This is a genomic window from Rhizobium sp. R339 (assembly GCF_002211395.1).
Taxonomy (GTDB): Bacteria; Pseudomonadota; Alphaproteobacteria; order Rhizobiales; family Rhizobiaceae; genus Rhizobium.
In genome coordinates this window covers 332,761-353,544 of sequence record NZ_LOKV01000025.1, presented here as the reverse complement: position 1 = coordinate 353,544, position 20,784 = coordinate 332,761, and the positions used below count along the sequence as shown (strand labels likewise).

Genomic DNA, 20,784 nt, shown 5'->3' with positions numbered 1-20,784 from the left:
GCAAAGGATATCAAGTTTTGACGCGCGTAACCCCGAAAATCCTGGACGATTTTCGGGGTTACGCGTGAATTCCGAGAAATGAAAATGCGTTAAGCGACGAGCGCCCGGGCGACAGCCTTGCGTATATCGGGAAGCGCGAAGGGTTTGGCGACGACGTCGATGATCTTTTCCGCGAGGTCATCGGCGCGCTCGCGCTGTTCGGCATAGCCGGTCATCAGCAGGATCTTCAAAGCAGGAAACGCGTCCTTTGCCTGATGAGCGAGCTCGATGCCGTCCATCACGGGCATGCGGATATCCGACAGCAGCAGATCGTAGACCCCGTCCTTCAGCTTCTCCAGCCCTTCGGCGCCGTCGGCCGCTTCATCGGTCTCGTGACCGTCGAGCCGCAAGGCCCGGGCTACGAAAGACCGCAGGGAGTCCTCGTCTTCCGTAATCAGAATTCTTGCCATATGTGCATTGCTCCGTCTTCAGCCCCGCGACGGAAATCACCAGACTTTCCTTTTCGATCGGTAAAGATGGCGAAGCGATGGACGGAATGGTTAATAACCCGTCTCGGGCGACAGCACAGCGCCACGCGTCTTTTCAGACGTGCGAAGACGCTGCGGTGCTCCCGATAATTCAGGCGTCGCCGGTAACCACGCCGACGAAGGGCAATTCGCGAAAGGCATAAGCGACATCCATGCCGTAGCCGACGACGAAATAATCGGGGCATTCGAAGCCGACATAATCGGCTTCCAGCTTTTCCTTGCGCTTGACGCGCTTGTCGAGCAGCACGGCGATCGTGACGTTGCGTGCGCCGCGCTCGAAGAGCAATTCCTTGGCAAAAAGCAGCGTCCGGCCGGATTCAAGGATATCGTCGATCAGCAGCACGTCGCGGCCGTGCACGTCGCTGTCGATATCCTTGACGATGCGCACACCCTGGGAAACGGTGCCGCTGCCGTAGCTCGACAGGGTGATGAACTCGACCTCCGGGGCAAGCCCGGTGTCATGCAGGGCGCGGATCAGGTCCGCGGCGAAGATGAAGGAGCCCTTGAGTACGGCGATGACCAGCAGGTCCTTGGTCGGACCGTTGGCGATCTCCCGCGCCATCGAATGATTGCGCTCGGCGATCTGCTCGGCGGTGAAGAGCGGCTCGATGTTTTTTCCGCGCACGACAGGCATAAGGGCTTGCTCCATGAAAAGAAGGGTAAGCCGTTAGCACATATGCGAGCCTGAAACAGCCTCGCTCGGCATGAAATTAACGCGATTCATGCAGACTTGCGGCCGTAAGCCGGCCGTCACGCCTCCCGCGGCGCTATGGCAGAAAGGAAAGCCTGACCTCCGGCATCTTGCCGCCGGCATGCTGGACGCGGGCCGAGAAACCCCGGCTTTGGCCGGCATAGACGACGTCGGCGGGCGGTTCGATGACGATGCTTGCCGTCAGCCGTTCGTCGGTCACGAGATCGGCGCGGATCGGATGCACCGTCTGCGTGGTGCCGCTTTCGTTTTCGATGATGCCGTTTATATCAAGCACGCGCATGCCGTTGGCATCACGCGGCGTCACGGTCACATGGGTGAAATGCAGCGGCGCTCCGGAAGCGGCCCCCTCGGCGGAAAGGCCGGAAAAGCCGCCGGCAAGCCCGAAGACGAGCGCGGCAAGCGCGAGCACCAAGACCGCGAAGCTGCGCAGCGACGCGCGCTGCAGCCAGGATTCCACCGCCCGCAGAGCCGAAGCCATTATTGGTAGAAGCGTCGGCTGCGTACCGGCTGCGGCGGCCGTGCGTCTGCGATTGTCGTTATAAGTCCTTGCGTTGAATTCCCTCGGCCGGACTTTGCCGACCGTGACGAACTCGGCGTCGGAAATATCGGCAGGGCGTGCGGTGCGGTATTGGCGGCGTGCGGGTTCCGGCGGCAGGAAATCATAGGCCTGGCCCGGTGTCCGGCGGCTGAAGGAGGATGCTTCCATGGTGGCTGCCTCGCAGATGTCCACATGGTTTCGATGCCGGTCGAAATCTTGGCATTGAAACGAATCCTCCTCAGTCGTAAATTTTAATGGTTAATGCTTCGCAAAGATTGCCATCAAACGGGCGTCTTTCCGGCAAAATTTACCGGCTGTTAACGGTGTTGGTTAACAAGTCGCGCGGTGAAACCAAGAATAGACTGAGCACCCGTTGATCCACTTCGAGAATGTCGGTTTGCGCTATGGCATGGGCCCGGAAATCCTCCGGGACCTGACCTTCGACATTCCGAAGAAATCCTTTCAGTTCCTGACGGGCCCATCGGGCGCCGGCAAGACGTCGCTGCTCAGGCTGCTCTTCATGTCGCTGCAGCCGACGCGCGGCCTGATCCGCATGTTCGGGCGCGACATTTCCGAAATCCCCCGCCCTGAACTGCCGCTGCTACGCCGCCGCGTCGGCATTGTCTTCCAGGATTTCCGCCTGCTTGACCATCTCACCACCTATGAGAATGTCGCTTTGCCCTTACGGGTGCGGGGCAAGGAAGAAAGCTCCTACAAGACCGACGTCATCGAACTCCTGAAATGGGTCGGTCTCGGCGAACGCATCAACGTCCTGCCGCCCGTGCTTTCCGGCGGGGAAAAGCAGCGTGCCGCGATCGCCCGGGCGCTGATGGACCGGCCGGAAGTGCTGCTCGCCGACGAGCCGACCGGCAATGTCGACCCACCCATGGCCCGGCGCCTGCTCAATCTTTTCCTCGAGCTGAACCGGCTCGGCACCGCCGTGGTGATCGCCACTCACGATCTGGCGCTAATGGAGCAGGTGGAAGCCCGCCGTATGATCCTTTCGGGAGGGCACCTCGATATCTATGACTGAGCCCCCATCCAGAGACCGAGACAAGGCGCCGGCGCAAAACCAGCAGAAACGGCCGGAAATGCGCGTGCGCCCGACGGCGCCGATCCTGCCGCCTTCCAACATCCAGGGCAACGCCCTGATGGTGGTCATATCGATCATGGCTTTCCTCGCCTGCCTGACGCTCGGCGGCGTCAGCATGGTGCGCTCGACCGCGGCAAGCTGGGAGAGCCAGATTTCCCGCGAGATCACCATCCAGATCAAGCCGGACGACAATCTCGACATGGAAAAGGCGCTGACGCAGGCGCGCGACCTGGCCTTGACCTTTGTCGGCACCAAGAGCGGCCAGATCGTCGACGAGGCGGCGACCGCCCGCCTGCTGGAACCCTGGCTCGGCCCGGGTCTCGATCTCAAGGATCTGCCCGTTCCCCGCCTCGTCGTCATCACCATCGACGAGAGCAATCCGCCGGATTTCGATGCAATGAGGGGACTGCTCAAGGAGAGCATCCCGCAGGCGAGCCTCGACGACCACCGCACCTGGGTCGACCGGCTGGTCTCCATGGCGCATACGACGGTGCTGATCGGCACCGGCATCCTGCTGCTGGTCTTCTCGGCAATGGTGCTGACCGTCGTCTTCGCCACGCGCGGCGCGCTCTCGGGCAACCGCCACATCGTCGAAGTGCTGCATTTCGTCGGCGCTGAAAGCTCCTTCGTCGCCACCGAATTCCAGAAGCATTTCCTGAAGATCAGCCTCAAGGGCTCAGCGATCGGCAGCGCGCTTGCCGCGCTCTTCTTCGCCACCGCAGGCTTCTGGCAGAGCCGCACGCTGGCGACCCCTGAAACCGACCAGGCGACGGCACTTTTCGGCACCTTCTCCGTCGGTGTGCTCGGTTATGCCGGCATCTTCGCGACGATGATCGTCATCGCGCTGCTCACGACCTTCACCGCGCGGCTGACCGTCATGCGGACGATCTACGAAATCGATACATTGCGTTCGGACCCGACGCGGACTGACGGCATCGCAAGTTGATCGCAACCATGCCGTTTTGTCATGTCAGCGTCTGTTCTGCGCCGCAATCAGCGTATAATCACGATTCATGACCATGGGCCATACGACACGCAACCCGATTCGGCAGGACCCGGAGCTTCAGCGCCCGGCTGGTCTGCCGCCGCGGCGCGGCCCCATCCGCCGCCTGCTGCGCTGGGGCGGCTTTGCCTGCGTGCTGGCGATCGCCCTGGTGTTCGGCGGCTTCCTGCGTTTTGCCGACTCGGTGACGACGCTGAAGCCGCCCGCCGAACCCAAGGCGGATGCGATCGTGGTGCTGACCGGCGGCTATCAGCGCATCGACCAAGCCGTGGAATTGCTGCAGAAGGGCGCCGGCAAACGGCTGCTGATCTCGGGGGTCCACCCGACGACGACGCCGGCGCAGATCCGCAGGATGACGCAGGGCTCGGCCGATCTTTTCTCCTGCTGCGTCGATATCGGCCACGACGCCATCGACACGATCGGCAATGCCGAAGAAGCCTCCAACTGGATCCATGCGAGGGGATACAGAAGCGTCCTCGTCGTCACCAACAATTACCACATGCCGCGCAGCCTCGCCGAACTCTCCTATGTCGATCCCGACATCGAGTTCATCCCCTATCCCGTCGTCAATTCGGATTTGAAGACCCGCAACTGGTTTACCGATCCGAACGCGATGCGCGTCATGCTCGCCGAATATGTGAAGGTGCTCCTGGCCGGCGCCCGGAATATCACCGGCTTCGGCCGTCACACCGGGCTGCGCTCGGCCAGCGTCTCCGCCGCCGACTGAGGTTTTACATCCGGGCATCATCAAACGCTTTTTATAACGGGCAATATCGTGTAGGCCGGTCGCGTGAGCATGCCTCGGGAAAATTTCATGATCGCCCTGCGTTCCATCCTCTTCAACACGATCTTCTATGCCAACCTCATCATCCGGATGATCGTGCTGTCGCCCTATTATTTCTTGGTGCCGCGTCTGACCGCCTATGAAATCCCGAAAAACTGGGCGCGCTCCAATCACTGGCTGATGCGCGTCATCGTCGGCACGACCTTCGAGATCGAAGGCTTGGAGAACCTGCCAGACGGCAGCTACATCCTGGCGCCGAAGCATCAATCCTTCTGGGATACCTATGCGCTGCTGCCCCGGCTCAAGGACCCGGTCTACATCCTGAAGCGCGAGTTGATGTGGATTCCGCTCTTCGGCTGGTATGCCAAGAAGCAGCGCATGATCCCGGTCGATCGCGGCGCCCGCGGCAAGGTGATGGTGGAAGTGCTGAAACGCACGAAGGAAGAGCTTGCCACCGGCCGCCAGCTCATCATCTATCCCGAGGGCACCCGCCGTCCGCCGGGCGCGGAGCCTGTCTATAAATACGGCATCGCCCGCATGTACCGCGACCTTGGCATTCCCGTGGTGCCGATCGCCATGCATCCCGGCCTCTTCTGGCCGCGGCGGAGTATCCGCCGTTATCCCGGCCATTTCAAGGTGAGGATCCTGCCGCCGATCATGCCGGGCATGGATCCGGACGCCTTCTTCGCCCACCTGATCGAAGTCACGGAACGGGCGAGCGACGAGCTTCTCATCGATACCGTCGAACGCAATCCGCATCTGCCCTTGCCGCCGACGGCAGTCAAAAGGCTGGCCGAACTGCGCAAGGTGAACGCCGCCACGGCGTGACTAGAGCATGATGCCGAAAAGTGTAACCGGTTTTCGGACGACATCATGCTCTAACTCTTTAATTTAGAACAGGATTCAGATTTTGGACCAACGGGCCTAAAATCATCCTGTTCTAAAGCATGTTGCGCAAAAGTGTGCTGCGGTTTTGCGATAACGACATGCGAGAAAATAAAGACCTAAAGCGCGGGAAGCGAATCTGAGAGATCGCGACATGCTCTAGGCGGCGCGCAGCCGCTCCACTTCGTCGACGACCTGCTCCAGCCAATGGTCCCGGATGCCCATCTGCTTCAGATGAGCAAGCGTATTGAAGACATAGGCATCGTTCGGGCCGGATTGCCCCTTGGCCTCGTTCACCACCCGCGCCGCCGCAAGCGCGTCGAGCGTACCGGCATATTGCTCATGGCCGCGATCGGCAATGTAGGTCACCGCCTCCACCCTGCGGCCGCCGGCAAACTGCAATCGCACCCGGCGTTCCAGATAGACGTTGGTGACGAGCTCGCGGGCGCGCAGATAATCGATCACCTCGTCCCATTTCTCGGGCGCAATGCGGAATGCCATGCCACGGCAGGCGCCGCCCCTGTCGAGGCCGAGAACGAGGCCCGGATTGTCGCGCGTGCCGCGATGGACGAAGGAGCGCACGCAAAGTGAACGCCTGTAACCATGCACCAGAGCTTCTGCCCGTTCCAGGAACTCGAAGCCCGGATTCCACATCAGCGAGCCGTAGCCAAACACCCAAAATTCGTCCATATCGCACGCCAGACCGGAATCACTTTGCGATTCACCATTGGAGAACATCATGGCAGCGTCAAGCCGATCCGGCAGCGGCGAATCTGGCAGTAGCAAGAAATTCTGGTTGCTGGGCGGCGCCATTCTCCTGGCGATCGCGATTTATACCGGCGGCTGGTTTTATGCCGCATCGGCGCTGAAGACGACGGTGCTGCAAGCGATAGCGCCGCGCGACCAGGCGGGCGTCAGCGGCGAATGCGCCGATATCGAATTCCGCGGCTATCCCTTCCGCATCGGCTTGTTCTGCTCCAAGGTCGATGTCGACGATAATGTCAACGGCGTCTCCGCGACCTTCGGCGCACTGCGCTCGGCAGCCCAAGTCTATGCGCCCGGCAATATCGTCTGGGAACTCGATTCGCCGGCCGAAATCCGCACGACAAACGGCCTGACGATCTCGGCGCAATGGACGAACCTCCAGGCGAGCCTCGCAACCAGGCTGAAAGGCATCGACCGCAGCTCGACGGTCATCGAGGGCCTGAAGGCGACGGCGGTTTCCTCGTTCACCGGCCAGACCGTCAACTTCGATGCGGCCCGCACCGAAATTCATCTGCGCCAGAACGGAGCCGATCTCGACGGAGCGATCTCCGTGGAGAATGCAAACACCGCGATCAAGGACTGGCCGCAGATCTTCCCGAAACTCTCCGCCAGCATCGATCTCACCGTCGCCGGCAAGGCCGGGCTGATCGACGGCAGCGATCCGAACGGCCTCAACGGCTCCGCCGGCGAGCTGCGCCGCATCGTCGCCAATATCGGCGACGGCAAGGTGATGACGCTCAGTGGCCCCTTCTCCTTTGATGAACAGGGTTTTCTCTCCGGAAAATTCAAGCTGGAGATCGAACAGCTCGGGCCCTGGGGCGATAGCCTGAAACAGGCCTTCCCCGACATTGCATCGACCGTTAACACGGCGACGAAGCTCCTGCAGTCGCTTGCCGGCGGCAAGGACAAGGTCTCGGTCGATCTCGTCGTCGATCATGGCAACGCCACCGTCAGCGGCTTCATCCCGCTTGGCCGGATACCGCCGATCTGACAGGCTCCGCTTTCAGCCGATGTGCTTGATGAAGAAAACCTCGGGCACCGATTGCAGACCGGGCAGCTCGATGGCGCCGGTTTCGGTAAATCCGTTGCGGCGATGCCAGTCCTGAGGCCGGCTCTCGTCGCATTCGCTCGACGTCATCAGCATGCGGGCGCCCTCGACCCGCATCGCCTCTTCCCAGGCAAGAAACAGCGCCGTGCCGACACCCAACCGGCGATAGGCAGGCTGGATGCGGATCATTTCCATATAGGGAACCCTGCCCCAGAAACGGGAGAAGCGCAGGAAGCCGACGATCTCGCCGGCCTCCCTGGCCACGAGATATTCGCCGAGCGCCACGCATCGCGATATCCATGCCTTGCCCGCATTGGCATCTTCGCGCACCAGCCAATCGATATCCGCCTGGCTCGCGCTCGCCACCTCCACCATCGCGCGGCTACTTCTTGTCCAGCGGGTGGGGGCGGCCGAAATCCGGTGCGTCGACGTCCTGGCCGGCCTGGACGATCGAGCGGCGGATGGCGCGGGTGCGGGTGAAGAGTTCGAAAATCTTGTCGCCCTCGCCCCAGCGGATCGCCCGCTGGAGATAGGCGAGATCTTCCGAGAAGCGCGCCAGCATTTCGAGGATCGCATCGCGATTGTGCAGGCAGACGTCGCGCCACATGGTCGGATCGGAGGCGGCGAGACGAGTGAAATCGCGAAAACCGGAGGCCGAATACTTGATGACTTCCGATTCCGTCACCGTCTCCAGATCGTCGGCGGTGCCGACGATGTTGTAGGCGATGATATGCGGCAGGTGCGAGACGATCGCCAGCACCTTGTCATGGTGTTCCGCATCCATCTCGTCGACCTTCGAGCCAAGCGCCTGCCAAAAGCCGCGCAACCGCTTCAGCGCCATTTCGTCGGTGCCTGCGACCGGCGTGAAGATGCACCAGCGGCCTTCGAAGAGGCCGGGGAAGCCGGCATCGGGACCGGACTTTTCCGTGCCGGCCAGCGGATGGCCGGGGATGAAATGCACGTTATCAGGCATATGCGGCTGCATCTGCGCGATGACGGAAGCCTTGGTGGAGCCGACATCGGTGACGATCGCGCCCGGCTTCAGGCTCCCGGCGATTTCCTTCGCGACACTTTCCGAAGCGCCGACCGGCACCGACACGATGATGAGGTCGGCATCCCGCACCGCCTCTGCCGAGGAGGTCGTATAGCGATCGCCGAGGCCAAGCTCTTCCGCACGCTTCAGCGTATCGGCGCTACGCGTGGCGACGACGATCTCCTTCGTAAGCCCGAGCCGCCGGATGTCATGGGCGAGCGAAGAGCCGATCAGGCCGATGCCGATCAGCGCGATCCGGTCGAACAGCACGCTCATGCCTGCCGTCCCATGAATTCGCGGAGCGTTGCGATGACGCCGCGATTGGCCTCTTCGGGGCCGATGCTCATGCGCAACGCATTGGAAAAGCCGTAGCTGCGCACGGCGCGCAGGATGTAACCGCGGCTCGTCAGCAGTTCGTCGGCATCGGCCGCGCGCTTGCCGTCGATGTCGGGGAAATGGATGAGAACGAAATTGGCGACCGACGGCGTCACTTTCAGTCCGATCGCTTCCAGCGCCTCGGTGAGCGTCTCCACCCACATCTGGTTGAAGGAAACGGCCTGCTGGACGAAGGCCTGATCGCGGATGGCCGCGGCACCGGCAGCGATCGCCGCTGCATTCAGGTTGAACGGGGCGCGGACGCGGTTGATGGCGTCGACGATCTCGGCGGGCGCATACATCCAGCCGACGCGCAGCGCCGCCAGGCCGTAGGCTTTCGAGAAGGTGCGGGTCATCACCACGTTGGGGCTCGAAGAGACGACCTCAATGCCGGCTTCGTAATCGTTGCGGCGCACATATTCGGCATAGGCCGCATCGAGCACGAGGACGACGTGTTTCGGCAGGCCAGCCTGCAGGCGGCGGATTTCGCTGACGGGAACATAGGTGCCCGTGGGATTGCCGGGATTGGCGATGAAGACGATCTTCGTCCTTTCCGTCACCGCGGCAAGGATCGCGTCGACATCGACGGTATAGTCCTTCTCCTTGACGACGACGGGCGCAGCACCCGTGCCCATGATCTGGATCTTATAGACGAGGAAGCCGTGCTCGGTGATGATGCCTTCGTCGCCCGGGCCGAGATAGACATGGCAGAGCAGGCCGAGCAATTCGTCCGAGCCGTTGCCGCAGAGGATGTTTGCCGGATTGAGGCCATGCACGGCGGCGATCGCCTCGCGCAGTTCGACTGCCTGCCCGTCGGGATAACGGCCGAGATTTTCGGCAGCCGCCTTGACCGCCTCGATCGCTTTCGGGCTGGCGCCGAGCGGCGTTTCGTTGGAGGAGAGCTTGTAGACGCGGGCAACACCCGGCGCATGTTCCTTGCCCGGCACATAGGATGCGATATCGAGAATACCGGGACGCGGAACGGGCTTGCTCATCTCAACGCTCATGGATCGACCTTGGATTTTCCGGAAAATGACCAAGTGGCATTAAAGCGGAATGTGGTTCTTGTCGAGAGCCGGGAGCGGGGTCACCGGCTGCGCGTCGTCGGCACACCATGCGGTGCGAGAACCGGCACGAAGACGCGGCGAGACGCGCGCGCCGCCACCGGCAGCCCCTGATAGAGCCGCTTCTGCGCCTCGACGATGATGACACCCGAAAAGGCCGGCCACAGCGTCCGGCCGATCCGCTCGAAGGCGCGGCGAAGCCGCAGGATCGTCCTGAGCTTGGAAGGCGGAAAGAATAGCGCCTCGGCCGTCGCCCCAGGCGTGAAATTCGTCTCCCGCAGCAGATGCGTCAGCTGGCCGCGCGAATAGGGCCGGCCCGAACCGAAGGGTGTATGCTCCATGCGCGCCCAGACCCCACGCCGGTTCGGCACGACGATGATCAGCCGGCCGCCCGGCGCCAGCACCCGCCAGAGCTCCTTCAGCGTCTCGCGCGGGCTTTCGGCAAATTCCAGCGAATGCACCATCAGCACCCGGTCGATCGAGGAATCCGGCAGCGGCAACTCCTCATCGAAGACCAGCGTCGTCGACGACAGCGAGCCCATCGGCCAGTTCACCGCGCCCTGCCCGGCCGGCATGAAAGCGAAGGTGCGCTCGGTATCGGCCTGGAACCGGTCGAGGAAAGGCACGGCATAACCGAGGCCGACCAGACGCTCCTGCGGCAGCCGCACCCAGAGCGAGGAGAGCGCCATGGCGATCGATTGCTCGGCAAGACGGCCGAGGTCGGAATGGTAGAACTGACGTAGGTCGACGATATCGGCGTGCATTGCGATAAATGTTATCAGCGGGCGGTTGGACTTCAAGGCCGGACCCTCTACATTCCCGCAAGACTCGCATGACAAAGGATTATTTGAAGATGAAACCTTTGGAATTAGACGTTTTTCTCTGCCGCACCGACAATTTCGGCGTTCTCGTGCACGACGTGGAGACGGGCTTTACCGCGGCGATCGACGCCCCCGAGGAAGGCCCGATCCTGGAAGCGGCGACGCGCCGCGGCTGGAAGATCACCCATATCTTTACTACCCATCACCACACCGATCACGTGGCCGGCAATTTGGCGCTGAAGCAGCAATTCGGCTGCGAGATCATCGGCCCGATCAACGAGGCGGTCGCCATTCCCGGCCTCGACCGGACGATGGCCGATGGCGACAGGTTTCTCTTCGGCGACCATACGGTCAATGTCATCGAAACACCCGGCCACACCGCCGGCCACATCTGCTATCACTTCGCCGACGACAAGCTGCTCTTTGCCGCCGACACGCTGTTTGCGCTCGGCTGCGGCCGCCTGTTTGAACGCCCCGCCGCCGACATGTGGCATTCGCTGCAGAAGCTCGCCGTGCTGCCGGATGAGACCGCGATCTATTTCGGACACGAATACACGCTCTCCAATGCCCGCTTCGCGCTGACGGTCGATCCCGACAATGAGCGTCTGAAGACCCGCGCCGCCGAGATCGAAGCCTTGCGCGCGGAAGGCAAATTCACCATTCCGACGACGCTCGGGCTGGAAAAGGAAACCAACCCCTTCCTGCGCGCCGCCGATCCGGCAATCCGCCGCAATCTGATCATGGAAGGCAAGACCAACGAGGAAGTCTTTGCCGAGATTCGCAAGCGCAAGGACAATTTTTGATGTCTCCTGAGGAGATCATCCGCGCGCTCGGCATGGAACCGCACCCGGAAGGCGGCTGGTACGTGCAGACCTTCCGCGATACCTCGGGAGGCGCGCGCGGCCATTCGACGGCAATCTATTATCTGCTGACGGCGGGACAGCGCTCGCACTGGCACCGCGTCCATGACGCGGCCGAGGTCTGGCATTACTATGCCGGCGCGCCGCTGGCGCTGCACCGCTCGGAAGACGGAACGACGAGCGAGACCCTGACGCTCGGAACCGGTCTTTCCGCCGGCGAGCGGCCGCAGGCGATCATTCCCGCCAACTGGTGGCAATCGGCCGAAACCTTGGGCGACTTCACCCTGGTCGGCTGCACCGTCTCGCCCGGCTTTGAATTTTCGAGCTTCGAGATGGCTCCGCCCGGCTGGAAACCCGGCGGCTGAGGCTATTGCGCCGCAGCCGGCTGCACCCGGGTCTTGCGGCGGAACATTTCTTGAGCGGCCAGCACCGCACCGCCGGTGACGAGCAGGCAGGCGAGCGCGATCCGCCAGCTCGGCTCGGCAAATCCGAACAGCGTCAGGATCAGCGTCGAAAGCAGCGGCGCGGCATAGCTCGCCGCGCCGAGGATCTGAATATCGCCGTTCTTGACGCCGTGATCCCAGGCATAGAAGGCAGCCCCGACAGGCAGGAGCCCGAGCCCGATGACGGCGACCCATTCGAAGCCCGTCTCCGGCCAGACGGTCACCTCGAGGCCGAGGTGGCAGAACAAGGACAGAATTGATGTCGCAAGGCAGAAACCGGTGACGACGTCGGTGGAGACGGCGTCGAAACGCCGCGTCAGCAGCGAATAGCCGGACCATGTGAAGGCGCAGAGGAAGGCGGCGCCATAACCGAGGGCATAGGCTCCGTCGAAATCGATGCCGTTGCGGCCGACGATGAGGAAGGTGCCGCAAAGCCCGGCAAGCGCGCCCGCCACGTGATACCAGCGCAGCCGCTCTCCCGGCAGCAGCGCCGAGCCGACGACGATCAAGAGCGGCCAGAGATAGGCGATCAGCCCTGCCTCAACCGCCGGCGCGTTTCTGAGCGCGGTGAAATAGAGGAAATGGTAACCGAAGAGCCCCGCGATGCCCGTCACCCAGACCTTGGCCGGCTGCTTCAGCAGCGCCAGCCGCGAAGGATTGAGGATGAGCACCAGAATGCCGGGAACGCTGCCGATCGCAAAGCAGATGGCCGAGAGCTGGAACGGCGGCATCTTTCCCGAGGCCGCTGTGAGCAGCGCCAGGAACGACCACATCAGAATTGCGGTAAAACCGACCGCCGTCGCACGAAGCTTCACCTGTCCTCCTCCACGGAGGCGAAAGCTCCGTCAGCCGACGCTGCCATATTTGACGGCGGTAATCGTCACCATTCCATATTCGGTCGGAATGCGCACATAGACAGGAGCATATACATTTGCCGCATCCGACTTGGCAAACCAGATCTCCATGCGGTCGCTTTTGCTGAGATAGTCGATGTCCTTGCGGCCCTTCTTGTAGCCGGAACGCGGCACGAAGCGCACGCCGCAGACGACCGCCTTGCCCTTGAAGCCGTCGGTCGAGAAATCCTCGTCGCCCTTCGGCGAGAGCACCAGGTCCATGCGCGTCTCGCCGTCGAAGATCGGCAGCGTCTGCGAACAGACCTTGGTATCGCCGGTGAAGACCAGGCCGGAGATCGGGTCGAGCACCGAGCGCATGTCGCGCGGCGTAACGTCGATCCAGTTCTTCGGCCGCTTCGGCGGCGGGGTCGTCGTCGCCGAGATGATATCGCCGTTGCGATAGCTGACCTCGTAGACGCGGGCTTTCTTGCCTTTCTTGTAGTAGAGCGAATATTTCAGCGCCTGCAGCCGGTCGTTACGGACGACGCCGGTGACGCTGGTCTTTGCCGAGATGGTCGTGACGAGATCGGCAAGGCCTGAGGATTTGATGTCGCCGGCGATCTTGTAGCTGCGATCGTCCTCGATCTGCGTCAGGAACGCGGCGCGCGCGATCGGCAGGCCGGCAAGCGTCACCCGGTAGACCGTCCGGTGCTGGATCTCGGCGGCCGATGCCGGTATGGCAAGGAGCGCGGCAATGGCGGAAATGAAAATGCGTCTGCCCGAATGAGCCATGTGTGTAGCCTTGTCCAACCGCGCGGCAGCCTTTGCCGACACGCTCTATACTCCTGCCCGAAAGGGAAGAAAACAGCAGCTTTTTGACAGAATTGCGGGAAAGGCCAAGGTTTGGCTTGACGCGAGCAGGCTCTCTGACTATAGAACCGCAACTTTCCAATCATGCCTGTTGGATTGCGAGCCCGGTTTTGCCGGGGATGGCAGTCCGATGGCCCGAGAAAAACAAGAATAGGTGTTCCATGTCCCGCGTGTGCGAATTGACCGGCAAGGCCGTCCTGACTGGTAACAATGTCAGCCATGCCAACAACAAGACCAAGCGCCGGTTCCTGCCGAACCTGTGCCAGGTAACGCTGATTTCCGACGCTCTCAACCAGCGTTATCGTCTTCGCGTTTCGGCTGCTGCTCTTCGTTCCGTCGAGCACCGCGGCGGCCTCGATGCCTTCCTGCTGAAGGCCAGCGAAAACGAGCTGTCGATGCGCGCACGCCTGCTGCGCCGTCAGATCGTCAAGAAGACTGCCGAAGCGGCTGTTGCTGCCTAAGCTTCTGCGCTTCTTCATACGGCTTCGAAAGGCTTGCACGGATGAACTCCGGTCAAGCCTTTTGCTTTGCCGGTCCGTCTCTCCAACTGGTGGCATCACCCAGGATAAAAAAATGCTGAAGACCCGCTATACCATTGCCTATGTTGCGTTGATGACGCTTGTCGTCGTCGCCTCCAACTTCCTCGTCCAGTTTCCGCTGAACGCCGAAGTCGCCGGCATCAATCTCGCCGATATCCTAACCTGGGGCGCCTTCTCCTATCCGATCGCCTTCCTGATCACCGACCTGACCAACCGCCAGTTCGGCCCGCGGGCAGCCCGCAAGGTCGTCTTCGCCGGTTTCGTCGTCGGCGTCAGCCTCTCTTTTTTCACTTCGGTGCCGCGCATCGCCATCGCTTCCGGCTCGGCCTATCTCGCAGGCCAACTGCTCGATATCGCCGTCTTCAACCGCCTTCGCCGCCAGGCCTGGTGGCGCGCACCGCTCGTCGGCTCGCTGATCGGCTCGGCGCTCGATACCGTGATGTTCTTCTCGCTTTCCTTCGCTGCGTTTTTCGTCGTCCTTGGCCCGAACGATCCTTTCGCGCTCGAATCGGCGCCTATCCTCGGCGTCTTCGCAGCAGAAGCGCCGCGCTGGATCTCCTGGGCGATCGGCGATTTCGCCGTCAAGATGATCGTCGGCCTCGTCATGCTGCTGCCCTATGGCGCGCTCATGAACGTGCTGCGGCCGATGCAGCCCGTCCGCGCCGGCTAAAGCCTGAGGTCACCGCCGCCGGACCGCACCGGCGGCGATAGCCGGGTGCAGCAATACCTCCGTAGCCAGATCGTCTAGTTCCCGCGACGAATCGAGCCTGAGGACGGACGCCTTCTGTGTTTCCAGCCATTGCTCATGCGCCGCAAGACTGCGGCGCTCCGGTCCGGCCGTGTCGTAGCTTGCCGCCCATTCCAGGAACTCCCCGCTTTTGACTTCCATGTCGCCGCCAGGCCCGATCCTGTTGCCGTATCGGGCGGTCTCCCGTGCGCGGATCCGCGCCATGCGAAGTTCCGGCTCGATCCTGAGGAAGACGATCAAATCGTAGAGCGGCTCGAACGGCCTCCCCCATTTCAGCGCCGATCCCGAGAGAACCCAGCCGTCATGCCGCGCCGTCTCATCGAGGAGCAGCCGGATGCGTTCACCGGCGTCCCTCGGCGTCGTGAACGGCGGATCGGTAGGCAGCCAGAAGAAATCGTCGGTGTCGAGGTGGGCGATATCGAGCCGTTCAGCAAGCGCAAGGCCGAGCGACGTCGTGCCGGAGCCGGACGCGCCCATGACATGGATATGCACCACGACTTCCCTCCGAATGTTGCTGACCGACCGATCTACCGCCCACTCAGATAGCCAAGCCATATGACGTCAGTCTGACGACGCCTGCTTGACACCGGTTTCCGAAAGCCGGAATTCCAGCATCAGATTGCGCTGCAGGATCGAATGATTGTCGTCCGACACCAGAATGATATGGGTCGTGCCGTCGGCAGCCTGGAACGCATCGATCCCTTCCATATTGTCGATCTGCGAGTTGAAATCGCCTTCAAGCAGGAGCTCGCCGCTCACGACGGCGCCGGGCCGGATATCGGCTCCCTTGATGCGCCGAAGGCGCATGCCGATGCCTTCCGCCATGTTGAAGCGGCGCTCGAGCAGCAGCAGGTCGCCGTTCGGCAAGAAGGCGCCGTCGGTGACATCGAAGCTGCCATCACGCTCGATTGAAAAACGCCCTTTCAGCGGCCCGCTGAGAATGGCCGCCATCCGGTTGCCTTCGCTGTCGAGGCCGCGCTCGGAGACGATCACCACGCCGCCCTTGAGCGGGCTGGATGCGGGCGCCACGGTGATGGTCTCGATGCCGCGATTGTCACTCAGCATCTTCCGCGGGATGAGCATCGACAGCGTGGCGATGGCGCCCGATTCGGCAAAGCCGGGATCGGGGTAGACATCGACGCGATGCTCCTGCTCGAAGGAGACCAGTATTCTATCGCCATCAAGCGCCAGGCCCTCGGCATCCATGTGGCCCTTGCCCTCGAAGCTCTTCCCCGAGCGGTTCTTCATCGGCGTGATTTCGACATTGGCAAGACCGGAAAGCCTGCCCTTGGCGTCGCGTTCGATGCTGCCGGTCAGCCACTGGCCGGTATCGAGCACGACGATGAAATGTTTCTGGTCCTGCCGGAAACGGATGGAGGAAAGCGAGCCGAACAGCGCCCGGCTGGAAACCATCTCCAACCCGCCGAGAAATTCCAGCGAGCCGAATTTCGTCTCCGATGATCCGATCCTGAAATCTGTAATTTGCCGGCTAATGACCGGCACGTCCTCACCGGCTGACGACGAAGAAGCGCCCGCTGCGAGGCAGAAGGCAACCAAAGCCGCGCGGCAGAGGCGCTTGACCGTCATTCCACGCGTTTCCTTCCAGCGGCGTCAGCCGGCACGGCGTAGCCGGCCGCCGCGCGGCTGGGCGGATTGGTCTTCGAAGAGCGAGGCAAGCTGTTCGGTCATCGCGCCAGCGAGCTCATCGGCATCGACGATCGTCACGGCGCGGCGATAGTATCGCGTCACGTCGTGACCGATACCGATCGCCAGCAGTTCCACAGGCGAACGCGTCTCGATCTGCTCGATGACGGCGCGCAGGTGCCGTTCCAAATAATTGCCCGGATTGACCGACAGCGTCGAGTCGTCGACCGGCGCCCCGTCCGAAATCATCATCAGGATACGGCGCTGTTCGCGGCGGGCGAGCAGGCGATTATGCGCCCAGATCAGCGCCTCGCCGTCGATATTTTCCTTGAGCAGGCCCTCGCGCATCATCAGCCCGAGATTGGAGCGTGCCCGCCGCCACGGCGCGTCGGCGGATTTGTAGACGATGTGGCGCAGGTCGTTGAGGCGGCCCGGCGTCTGCGGCTTGCCGCCGGCCAGCCAGGTTTCGCGCGCCTGCCCGCCCTTCCAGGCCTTTGTGGTGAAGCCGAGGATCTCGACCTTGACGCCGCAGCGCTCCAGCGTGCGGGCAAGGATATCGGCGCAGGTGGCGGCAACCGTGATCGGCCGGCCGCGCATCGAGCCGGAATTGTCGATGAGCAGGGTGACGACCGTGTCGCGGAACTGCGTGTCGCGCTCCATCTTGAAGGAGAGCGCCTGCATCGGATCGATGATGATGCGCTGCAGCCGGGCCGGATCGAGATAACCTTCCTCCAGGTCGAAATCCCAGGAGCGGTTCTGCTGCGCCATCAGGCGGCGCTGCAGTCGGTTGGCGAGGCGGCCGACCGCGCCTTGCAGATGCGCCAGCTGCTTGTCCAGAAAGGCGCGCAGGCGCTCCAGCTCGGCGGCGTCGCAAAGCTCCTCGGCGGTGATGATCTCGTCAAACTCTTCGGTATAGACGTGATAATCGACCTTTTCGTTGAAATCGGCGAAAGGCGTGTTCGGACGGCGGGTCTCGCCCGGCGTTTCCGAATCGTCCTCGCCCTCTTCCATCATATCGTCGTCGGAGATTTCGGCGCCTTCGGTCTCGCCGTCCTCCATCTGCTCGTCGGCGACCTCGCTGTCTTCCACGGGGGCGGCATCGGTGCCGGCATCCTCGTCGACCTCGTCCTGGTCCTGCTCGTCGCCGCTCGGCTGATCTTCCTGCTCCGACTGGTCCTCATTGTCGGCCTGGCTGTCGTCGTCGCCGTATTCCTCGGCCATTTCCATGGCCGACAGCATGTTGCGGATGACCTTGGCGAAAGCCTGCTGGTCGTTGATCGCCTCCGACAGGTTGTCGAGCTCGGAGCCCGCCTTGTCCTCGATGAAGCCGCGCCAGAGGTCGAGCACCTTGCCGGCGGAAGCCGGCGGCCGCTGACCGGTCAGCTTCTCGCGCACCATCATCGCGACGGCTTCGCCGATCGGCGCATCTTCCTGGCGTTCGATACCGGTGAAATTCGCCTTGGAATATTTCTCTTCCGTCATGGAGCGCAGGTTGGCCGCCACGCCCTCCATGCGCAACGCACCGATCGATTCGACACGCGCCTGCTCGACCGCATCGAAGATCACCCGGGCGTCCGAGCCCTGCGGCGCCATCGTCGTATGCACCTTCTCGTCATGGCAGGCGAGCCGCAGCGCCATGGAATCGCCAAGCCCGCGGGTGACCGCGAGCTCGTGCGCCGTCGGCCGCTTGGAAAGCTCCGGCAGCCGGATGCGCTCGCCGGTCATTCCAGGCCGTTCGTTGGCGAAGGTTACCTCGACATCGCCGTCGCCGGCGATCGAGCGTACGCAGCCTGATATCGCCCGGCGCAACGGCTCGACGTCGACGGGCGCACCGGGCTTTGCTTTCGAATTGTCACCGCGAGCTGCCATGATCGGTCGGTCTCAGGCTCCGAGAACGATGTTGGCGGCACTTTCCTTCAGCTCGACGCCGAAGGCGCGCTGATAATGCTCGGCGACCAGCGGGCGCTCCAGCTCGTCGCACTTGTTGAGGAAGGTGACGCGGAAGGCGAAGGCGAGATCGCCGAAGATTTCGGCGTTTTCGGCCCAGGTGATGACGGTACGCGGGCTCATGACGGTCGAGAGGTCGCCGTTCATGAAGGCGGCGCGCGTCAGGTCGGCGACGCGGACCATCTTGGAAACCGTCTCGCGGCCGTTCTTGTCCTTGCCCAAGCTCTTCACCTTGGCGGCAACGATATTCACTTCGTGATCATGCGGCAGGTAGTTCAGCGTCGTCACGATCGACCAGCGGTCCATCTGCGCCTGGTTGATCTGCTGCGTGCCGTGATAGAGACCTGTGGTATCACCGAGGCCGATGGTGTTTGCCGTTGCAAACAGGCGGAAGGCCGGGTGCGGCCGGATGACGCGGCTCTGGTCGAGCAGCGTCAGGCGGCCAGAAGATTCCAGCACGCGCTGGATGACGAACATCACGTCGGGGCGGCCGGCGTCGTATTCGTCGAAGACGAGCGCGACATTGTGCTGATAGGCCCAGGGCAGAATGCCGTCCTTGAACTCGGTGACCTGTAGACCGTCCTTGACGACGATCGCATCCTTGCCGACGAGATCGATACGGCTGACATGGCTGTCGAGGTTGATGCGCACGCAAGGCCAGTTGAGCCGCGCCGCCACCTGCTCGATATGCGAGGACTTGCCGGTGCCGTGATAGCCGGAGATCATCACGCGGCGGTTATGCGCGAAGCCTGCGAGAATGGCGAGCGTCGTCTCGCGGTCGAAGAGGTAATCGGGGTCGAGATCAGGCACATAGGCGTCGCCCTTGCTGTAGGCGGGAACGCGGATGTCGGAATCGATGCCGAAGGTCTCGCGGACCGAAACGGTGGTGTCGGGCAGTTCTGAAATATCGAGGTCGATCTTGCTCATCATGTCTCCAAGGCGGGTGATGCCACCCGGCCATACTGTCTCAGGCCATGTCGCAACCGTGACGCCGCGATTTTATTCCGCGCCCGTCCAGGTCGGAACGTCGGCGATACTTCTCCGGGACTGAAACGAAACCTCGGCGGGATAATGACCGCGTGCGAGCATTCTTGAGAGAGTCCCGGACAAGAAACGCCGCGTCCGGAAGGTCGGCGGAGGCGGTGGGTAAACACGCAAATAGGAGCCGCGTTCGCCTGCGGCCTCAGCCGATTTGGACCATACCCGATTGAAGCCCAAGAGCAAGGACGGGAATTAACAAAAACCGTTCTGCTTCAACAATTGATAGGCCTGAATGACGGCGCGGAAGCGCTCCTCCGAGCCGCGGTCGCCGCCATTGGCATCCGGATGGTGCTTCTTGACCAGTTCCTTGTAGCGGCTCTTGATCTCCGCCGAGGTCGCGTTTGCGTGGAGACCCATCGTGTCGAAGGCCTTGCTTTCCAGCGATTTCAGCTTGCGCGCCTGGGGGAAGCGCGGCCCGCTGCCCTTGCCGCCTTCCTTGACGAAGCCGAAGGGATCGCGGACGCGCGAATAGGCGCCGGAGCGGACTTCGGAATGCAGCGGGCTGTCCTTGGCGGATTTATTGACGCCAACGGTCCATGTCGGCCGGTGGCCGGTGATCGCCTCTTTCTGATACCGGGCGATCTCGCCGTCCGAAAGGCCGGAGAAATAATTGTAGCCCTTGTTGTATTCCTTGACGTGCTCGAAGCAGAACAAAAAGAACTGGCCTTCGGCGTTGCGCCCTACCGGAGCGCGATGCGCACCTTTCTTGTCGCAGCCATCCCATTGACAGGTAGGCGGCGCCTGCTCTGTCTCCTGCTCGCGTTTGCGGCGTGTTCGGATGCGGTCGAAATATTTGGAATCGAGTCTCATGGCGGCGCTAATTATGGGGCTGCCGCGACGCGACAACAAGAATTGACAAACAGGAATGTTGCTGGCTTGGTGGGAACCCTTTTCGCGAAGCAACAAGACCGGATGATGACCCTTAAGACCCGCATCGAAGAAAAACTCGTCGAAGCCTTCGCCCCCGAACGCCTCAGCGTCATCGACGAAAGCCATCTTCATGCCGGCCATCAGCCCGATATCACGGGCACCGGCGAAACTCATATGCGGGTGAGGATTGTTTCGGCGAAATTTTCCGGCATGTCGCGGCTGGCGCGCCACCGGGCAATTACCGAGCTGTTGAAACCCGAACTCGATGCCGGCCTGCATGCGCTGGCGGTCGAACCTGCAGCACCTGACGAACAGACCCGCTGGTAGCAGCACCGCAGCCT

Annotated in this window: 25 protein-coding genes; 10 read left to right on the top strand and 15 right to left on the bottom strand. The window is 62.3% G+C overall.

Translation table 11 applies throughout. The annotated features are described in order from the left end of the window. Positions 1 to 89: 89 nt before the first annotated feature. The 3 genes from ATY76_RS26720 to ATY76_RS26710 all read right to left on the bottom strand — a co-directional run bounded on the left by ATY76_RS26720 (position 90) and on the right by ATY76_RS26710 (position 1,945). Positions 90 to 449 (bottom strand): response regulator, encoded by a 360-nt coding sequence (locus tag ATY76_RS26720; protein ID WP_010028815.1) that lies wholly within the window; start codon positions 447 to 449, stop codon positions 90 to 92. 169 nt (positions 450 to 618) lie between these two features. Next, complete coding sequence (gene hpt, locus ATY76_RS26715; RefSeq protein ID WP_038691597.1) at positions 619 to 1,161, bottom strand: hypoxanthine phosphoribosyltransferase; 543 nt, start codon at positions 1,159 to 1,161, stop codon at positions 619 to 621. A gap of 133 nt (positions 1,162 to 1,294) precedes the next feature. Continuing rightward, positions 1,295 to 1,945 (bottom strand): hypothetical protein, encoded by a 651-nt coding sequence (locus ATY76_RS26710; RefSeq protein WP_088677725.1) that lies wholly within the window; start codon positions 1,943 to 1,945, stop codon positions 1,295 to 1,297. 205 nt (positions 1,946 to 2,150) lie between these two features. On the opposite strand from ATY76_RS26710, the gene ftsE reads away from it, so the two are divergent. The 4 genes from ftsE (at position 2,151) to ATY76_RS26690 (ending at position 5,485) form a co-directional block, all read left to right on the top strand. Then, the gene (gene ftsE / locus ATY76_RS26705; RefSeq protein ID WP_088677654.1) at positions 2,151 to 2,810 is read left to right on the top strand and encodes a cell division ATP-binding protein FtsE; all 660 of its coding nucleotides are present in this window, start codon (positions 2,151 to 2,153) and stop codon (positions 2,808 to 2,810) included. Next, positions 2,803 to 3,816 (top strand): ABC transporter permease, encoded by a 1,014-nt coding sequence (locus ATY76_RS26700; protein WP_088677653.1) that lies wholly within the window; start codon positions 2,803 to 2,805, stop codon positions 3,814 to 3,816. The genes ftsE and ATY76_RS26700 overlap by 8 nt, the downstream gene beginning before the upstream one ends. Before the next feature lie 67 nt (positions 3,817 to 3,883). After that, positions 3,884 to 4,600, top strand: coding sequence for a YdcF family protein (locus ATY76_RS26695; protein WP_190233741.1), 717 nt, complete (start codon positions 3,884 to 3,886; stop codon positions 4,598 to 4,600). A gap of 87 nt (positions 4,601 to 4,687) precedes the next feature. Beyond that, positions 4,688 to 5,485, top strand: a complete 798-nt coding sequence (locus ATY76_RS26690) for a 1-acyl-sn-glycerol-3-phosphate acyltransferase (protein ID WP_088677652.1) — start codon at positions 4,688 to 4,690, stop codon at positions 5,483 to 5,485. A gap of 216 nt (positions 5,486 to 5,701) precedes the next feature. Here ATY76_RS26690 and ATY76_RS26685 read toward each other — a convergent pair whose 3' ends face one another. Next, complete coding sequence (locus ATY76_RS26685) at positions 5,702 to 6,232, bottom strand: gamma-glutamylcyclotransferase (protein WP_088677651.1); 531 nt, start codon at positions 6,230 to 6,232, stop codon at positions 5,702 to 5,704. A 49-nt stretch (positions 6,233 to 6,281) separates the two neighbouring features. Here ATY76_RS26685 and ATY76_RS26680 point away from each other — a divergent pair, with 49 nt between their 5' ends. After that, on the top strand, positions 6,282 to 7,298 hold the full coding sequence (locus ATY76_RS26680; protein WP_088677650.1) for a DUF2125 domain-containing protein: 1,017 nt from the start codon (positions 6,282 to 6,284) through the stop codon (positions 7,296 to 7,298). 12 nt (positions 7,299 to 7,310) lie between these two features. Here the strand turns inward: ATY76_RS26680 and ATY76_RS26675 are convergent, their stop codons facing one another. From ATY76_RS26675 to ATY76_RS26660, 4 genes are all read right to left on the bottom strand, one after another. After that, a complete protein-coding gene (locus ATY76_RS26675) occupies positions 7,311 to 7,730 on the bottom strand; it encodes a GNAT family N-acetyltransferase (RefSeq protein ID WP_088677649.1) in 420 nt (139 codons plus the stop codon). 7 nt (positions 7,731 to 7,737) lie between these two features. Further along, positions 7,738 to 8,664, bottom strand: a complete 927-nt coding sequence (locus ATY76_RS26670; RefSeq protein ID WP_088677648.1) for a prephenate/arogenate dehydrogenase family protein — start codon at positions 8,662 to 8,664, stop codon at positions 7,738 to 7,740. Beyond that, a complete protein-coding gene (hisC, locus tag ATY76_RS26665; protein ID WP_190233740.1) occupies positions 8,661 to 9,758 on the bottom strand; it encodes a histidinol-phosphate transaminase in 1,098 nt (365 codons plus the stop codon). Before hisC ends, ATY76_RS26670 begins: the two co-directional genes overlap by 4 nt. Before the next feature lie 92 nt (positions 9,759 to 9,850). Further along, complete coding sequence (locus tag ATY76_RS26660) at positions 9,851 to 10,627, bottom strand: class I SAM-dependent methyltransferase (RefSeq protein WP_088677646.1); 777 nt, start codon at positions 10,625 to 10,627, stop codon at positions 9,851 to 9,853. 53 nt (positions 10,628 to 10,680) lie between these two features. Here ATY76_RS26660 and gloB point away from each other — a divergent pair, with 53 nt between their 5' ends. Both gloB and ATY76_RS26650 read left to right on the top strand, forming a co-directional pair. Continuing rightward, the gene (gene gloB / locus ATY76_RS26655) at positions 10,681 to 11,451 is read left to right on the top strand and encodes a hydroxyacylglutathione hydrolase (RefSeq protein ID WP_088677723.1); all 771 of its coding nucleotides are present in this window, start codon (positions 10,681 to 10,683) and stop codon (positions 11,449 to 11,451) included. Then, positions 11,451 to 11,873, top strand: a complete 423-nt coding sequence (locus ATY76_RS26650) for a cupin domain-containing protein (RefSeq protein WP_088677645.1) — start codon at positions 11,451 to 11,453, stop codon at positions 11,871 to 11,873. Before gloB ends, ATY76_RS26650 begins: the two co-directional genes overlap by 1 nt. 2 nt (positions 11,874 to 11,875) lie before the next feature. Here the strand turns inward: ATY76_RS26650 and ATY76_RS26645 are convergent, their stop codons facing one another. Then, positions 11,876 to 12,766 (bottom strand): EamA family transporter, encoded by an 891-nt coding sequence (locus ATY76_RS26645; protein ID WP_088677644.1) that lies wholly within the window; start codon positions 12,764 to 12,766, stop codon positions 11,876 to 11,878. A gap of 30 nt (positions 12,767 to 12,796) precedes the next feature. Next, on the bottom strand, positions 12,797 to 13,576 hold the full coding sequence (locus tag ATY76_RS26640; protein WP_088677643.1) for a DUF3108 domain-containing protein: 780 nt from the start codon (positions 13,574 to 13,576) through the stop codon (positions 12,797 to 12,799). A gap of 239 nt (positions 13,577 to 13,815) precedes the next feature. On the opposite strand from ATY76_RS26640, the gene rpmB reads away from it, so the two are divergent. Both rpmB and ATY76_RS26630 read left to right on the top strand, forming a co-directional pair. Continuing rightward, positions 13,816 to 14,115, top strand: a complete 300-nt coding sequence (gene rpmB, locus ATY76_RS26635; RefSeq protein WP_004679586.1) for a 50S ribosomal protein L28 — start codon at positions 13,816 to 13,818, stop codon at positions 14,113 to 14,115. 112 nt (positions 14,116 to 14,227) lie between these two features. Continuing rightward, on the top strand, positions 14,228 to 14,863 hold the full coding sequence (locus ATY76_RS26630; RefSeq protein WP_088677642.1) for a VUT family protein: 636 nt from the start codon (positions 14,228 to 14,230) through the stop codon (positions 14,861 to 14,863). A 9-nt stretch (positions 14,864 to 14,872) separates the two neighbouring features. On the opposite strand, the gene ATY76_RS26625 is transcribed toward ATY76_RS26630, so the two are convergent. The 5 genes from ATY76_RS26625 to ATY76_RS26605 all read right to left on the bottom strand — a co-directional run bounded on the left by ATY76_RS26625 (position 14,873) and on the right by ATY76_RS26605 (position 20,383). After that, positions 14,873 to 15,436 (bottom strand): AAA family ATPase, encoded by a 564-nt coding sequence (locus tag ATY76_RS26625; RefSeq protein WP_088677641.1) that lies wholly within the window; start codon positions 15,434 to 15,436, stop codon positions 14,873 to 14,875. A 66-nt stretch (positions 15,437 to 15,502) separates the two neighbouring features. Continuing rightward, positions 15,503 to 16,528 (bottom strand): esterase-like activity of phytase family protein, encoded by a 1,026-nt coding sequence (locus ATY76_RS26620; RefSeq protein WP_088677640.1) that lies wholly within the window; start codon positions 16,526 to 16,528, stop codon positions 15,503 to 15,505. A gap of 24 nt (positions 16,529 to 16,552) precedes the next feature. Beyond that, positions 16,553 to 18,454, bottom strand: coding sequence for a cobaltochelatase subunit CobT (cobT, locus tag ATY76_RS26615; RefSeq protein WP_088677639.1), 1,902 nt, complete (start codon positions 18,452 to 18,454; stop codon positions 16,553 to 16,555). Between the two features lie 12 nt (positions 18,455 to 18,466). After that, on the bottom strand, positions 18,467 to 19,459 hold the full coding sequence (cobS, locus tag ATY76_RS26610) for a cobaltochelatase subunit CobS (protein ID WP_088677638.1): 993 nt from the start codon (positions 19,457 to 19,459) through the stop codon (positions 18,467 to 18,469). 306 nt (positions 19,460 to 19,765) lie between these two features. Next, positions 19,766 to 20,383, bottom strand: coding sequence for a J domain-containing protein (locus tag ATY76_RS26605; RefSeq protein WP_085779650.1), 618 nt, complete (start codon positions 20,381 to 20,383; stop codon positions 19,766 to 19,768). A 102-nt stretch (positions 20,384 to 20,485) separates the two neighbouring features. On the opposite strand from ATY76_RS26605, the gene ATY76_RS26600 reads away from it, so the two are divergent. Then, the gene (locus ATY76_RS26600; RefSeq protein WP_190233739.1) at positions 20,486 to 20,770 is read left to right on the top strand and encodes a BolA family protein; all 285 of its coding nucleotides are present in this window, start codon (positions 20,486 to 20,488) and stop codon (positions 20,768 to 20,770) included. Positions 20,771 to 20,784: the final 14 nt, after the last annotated feature.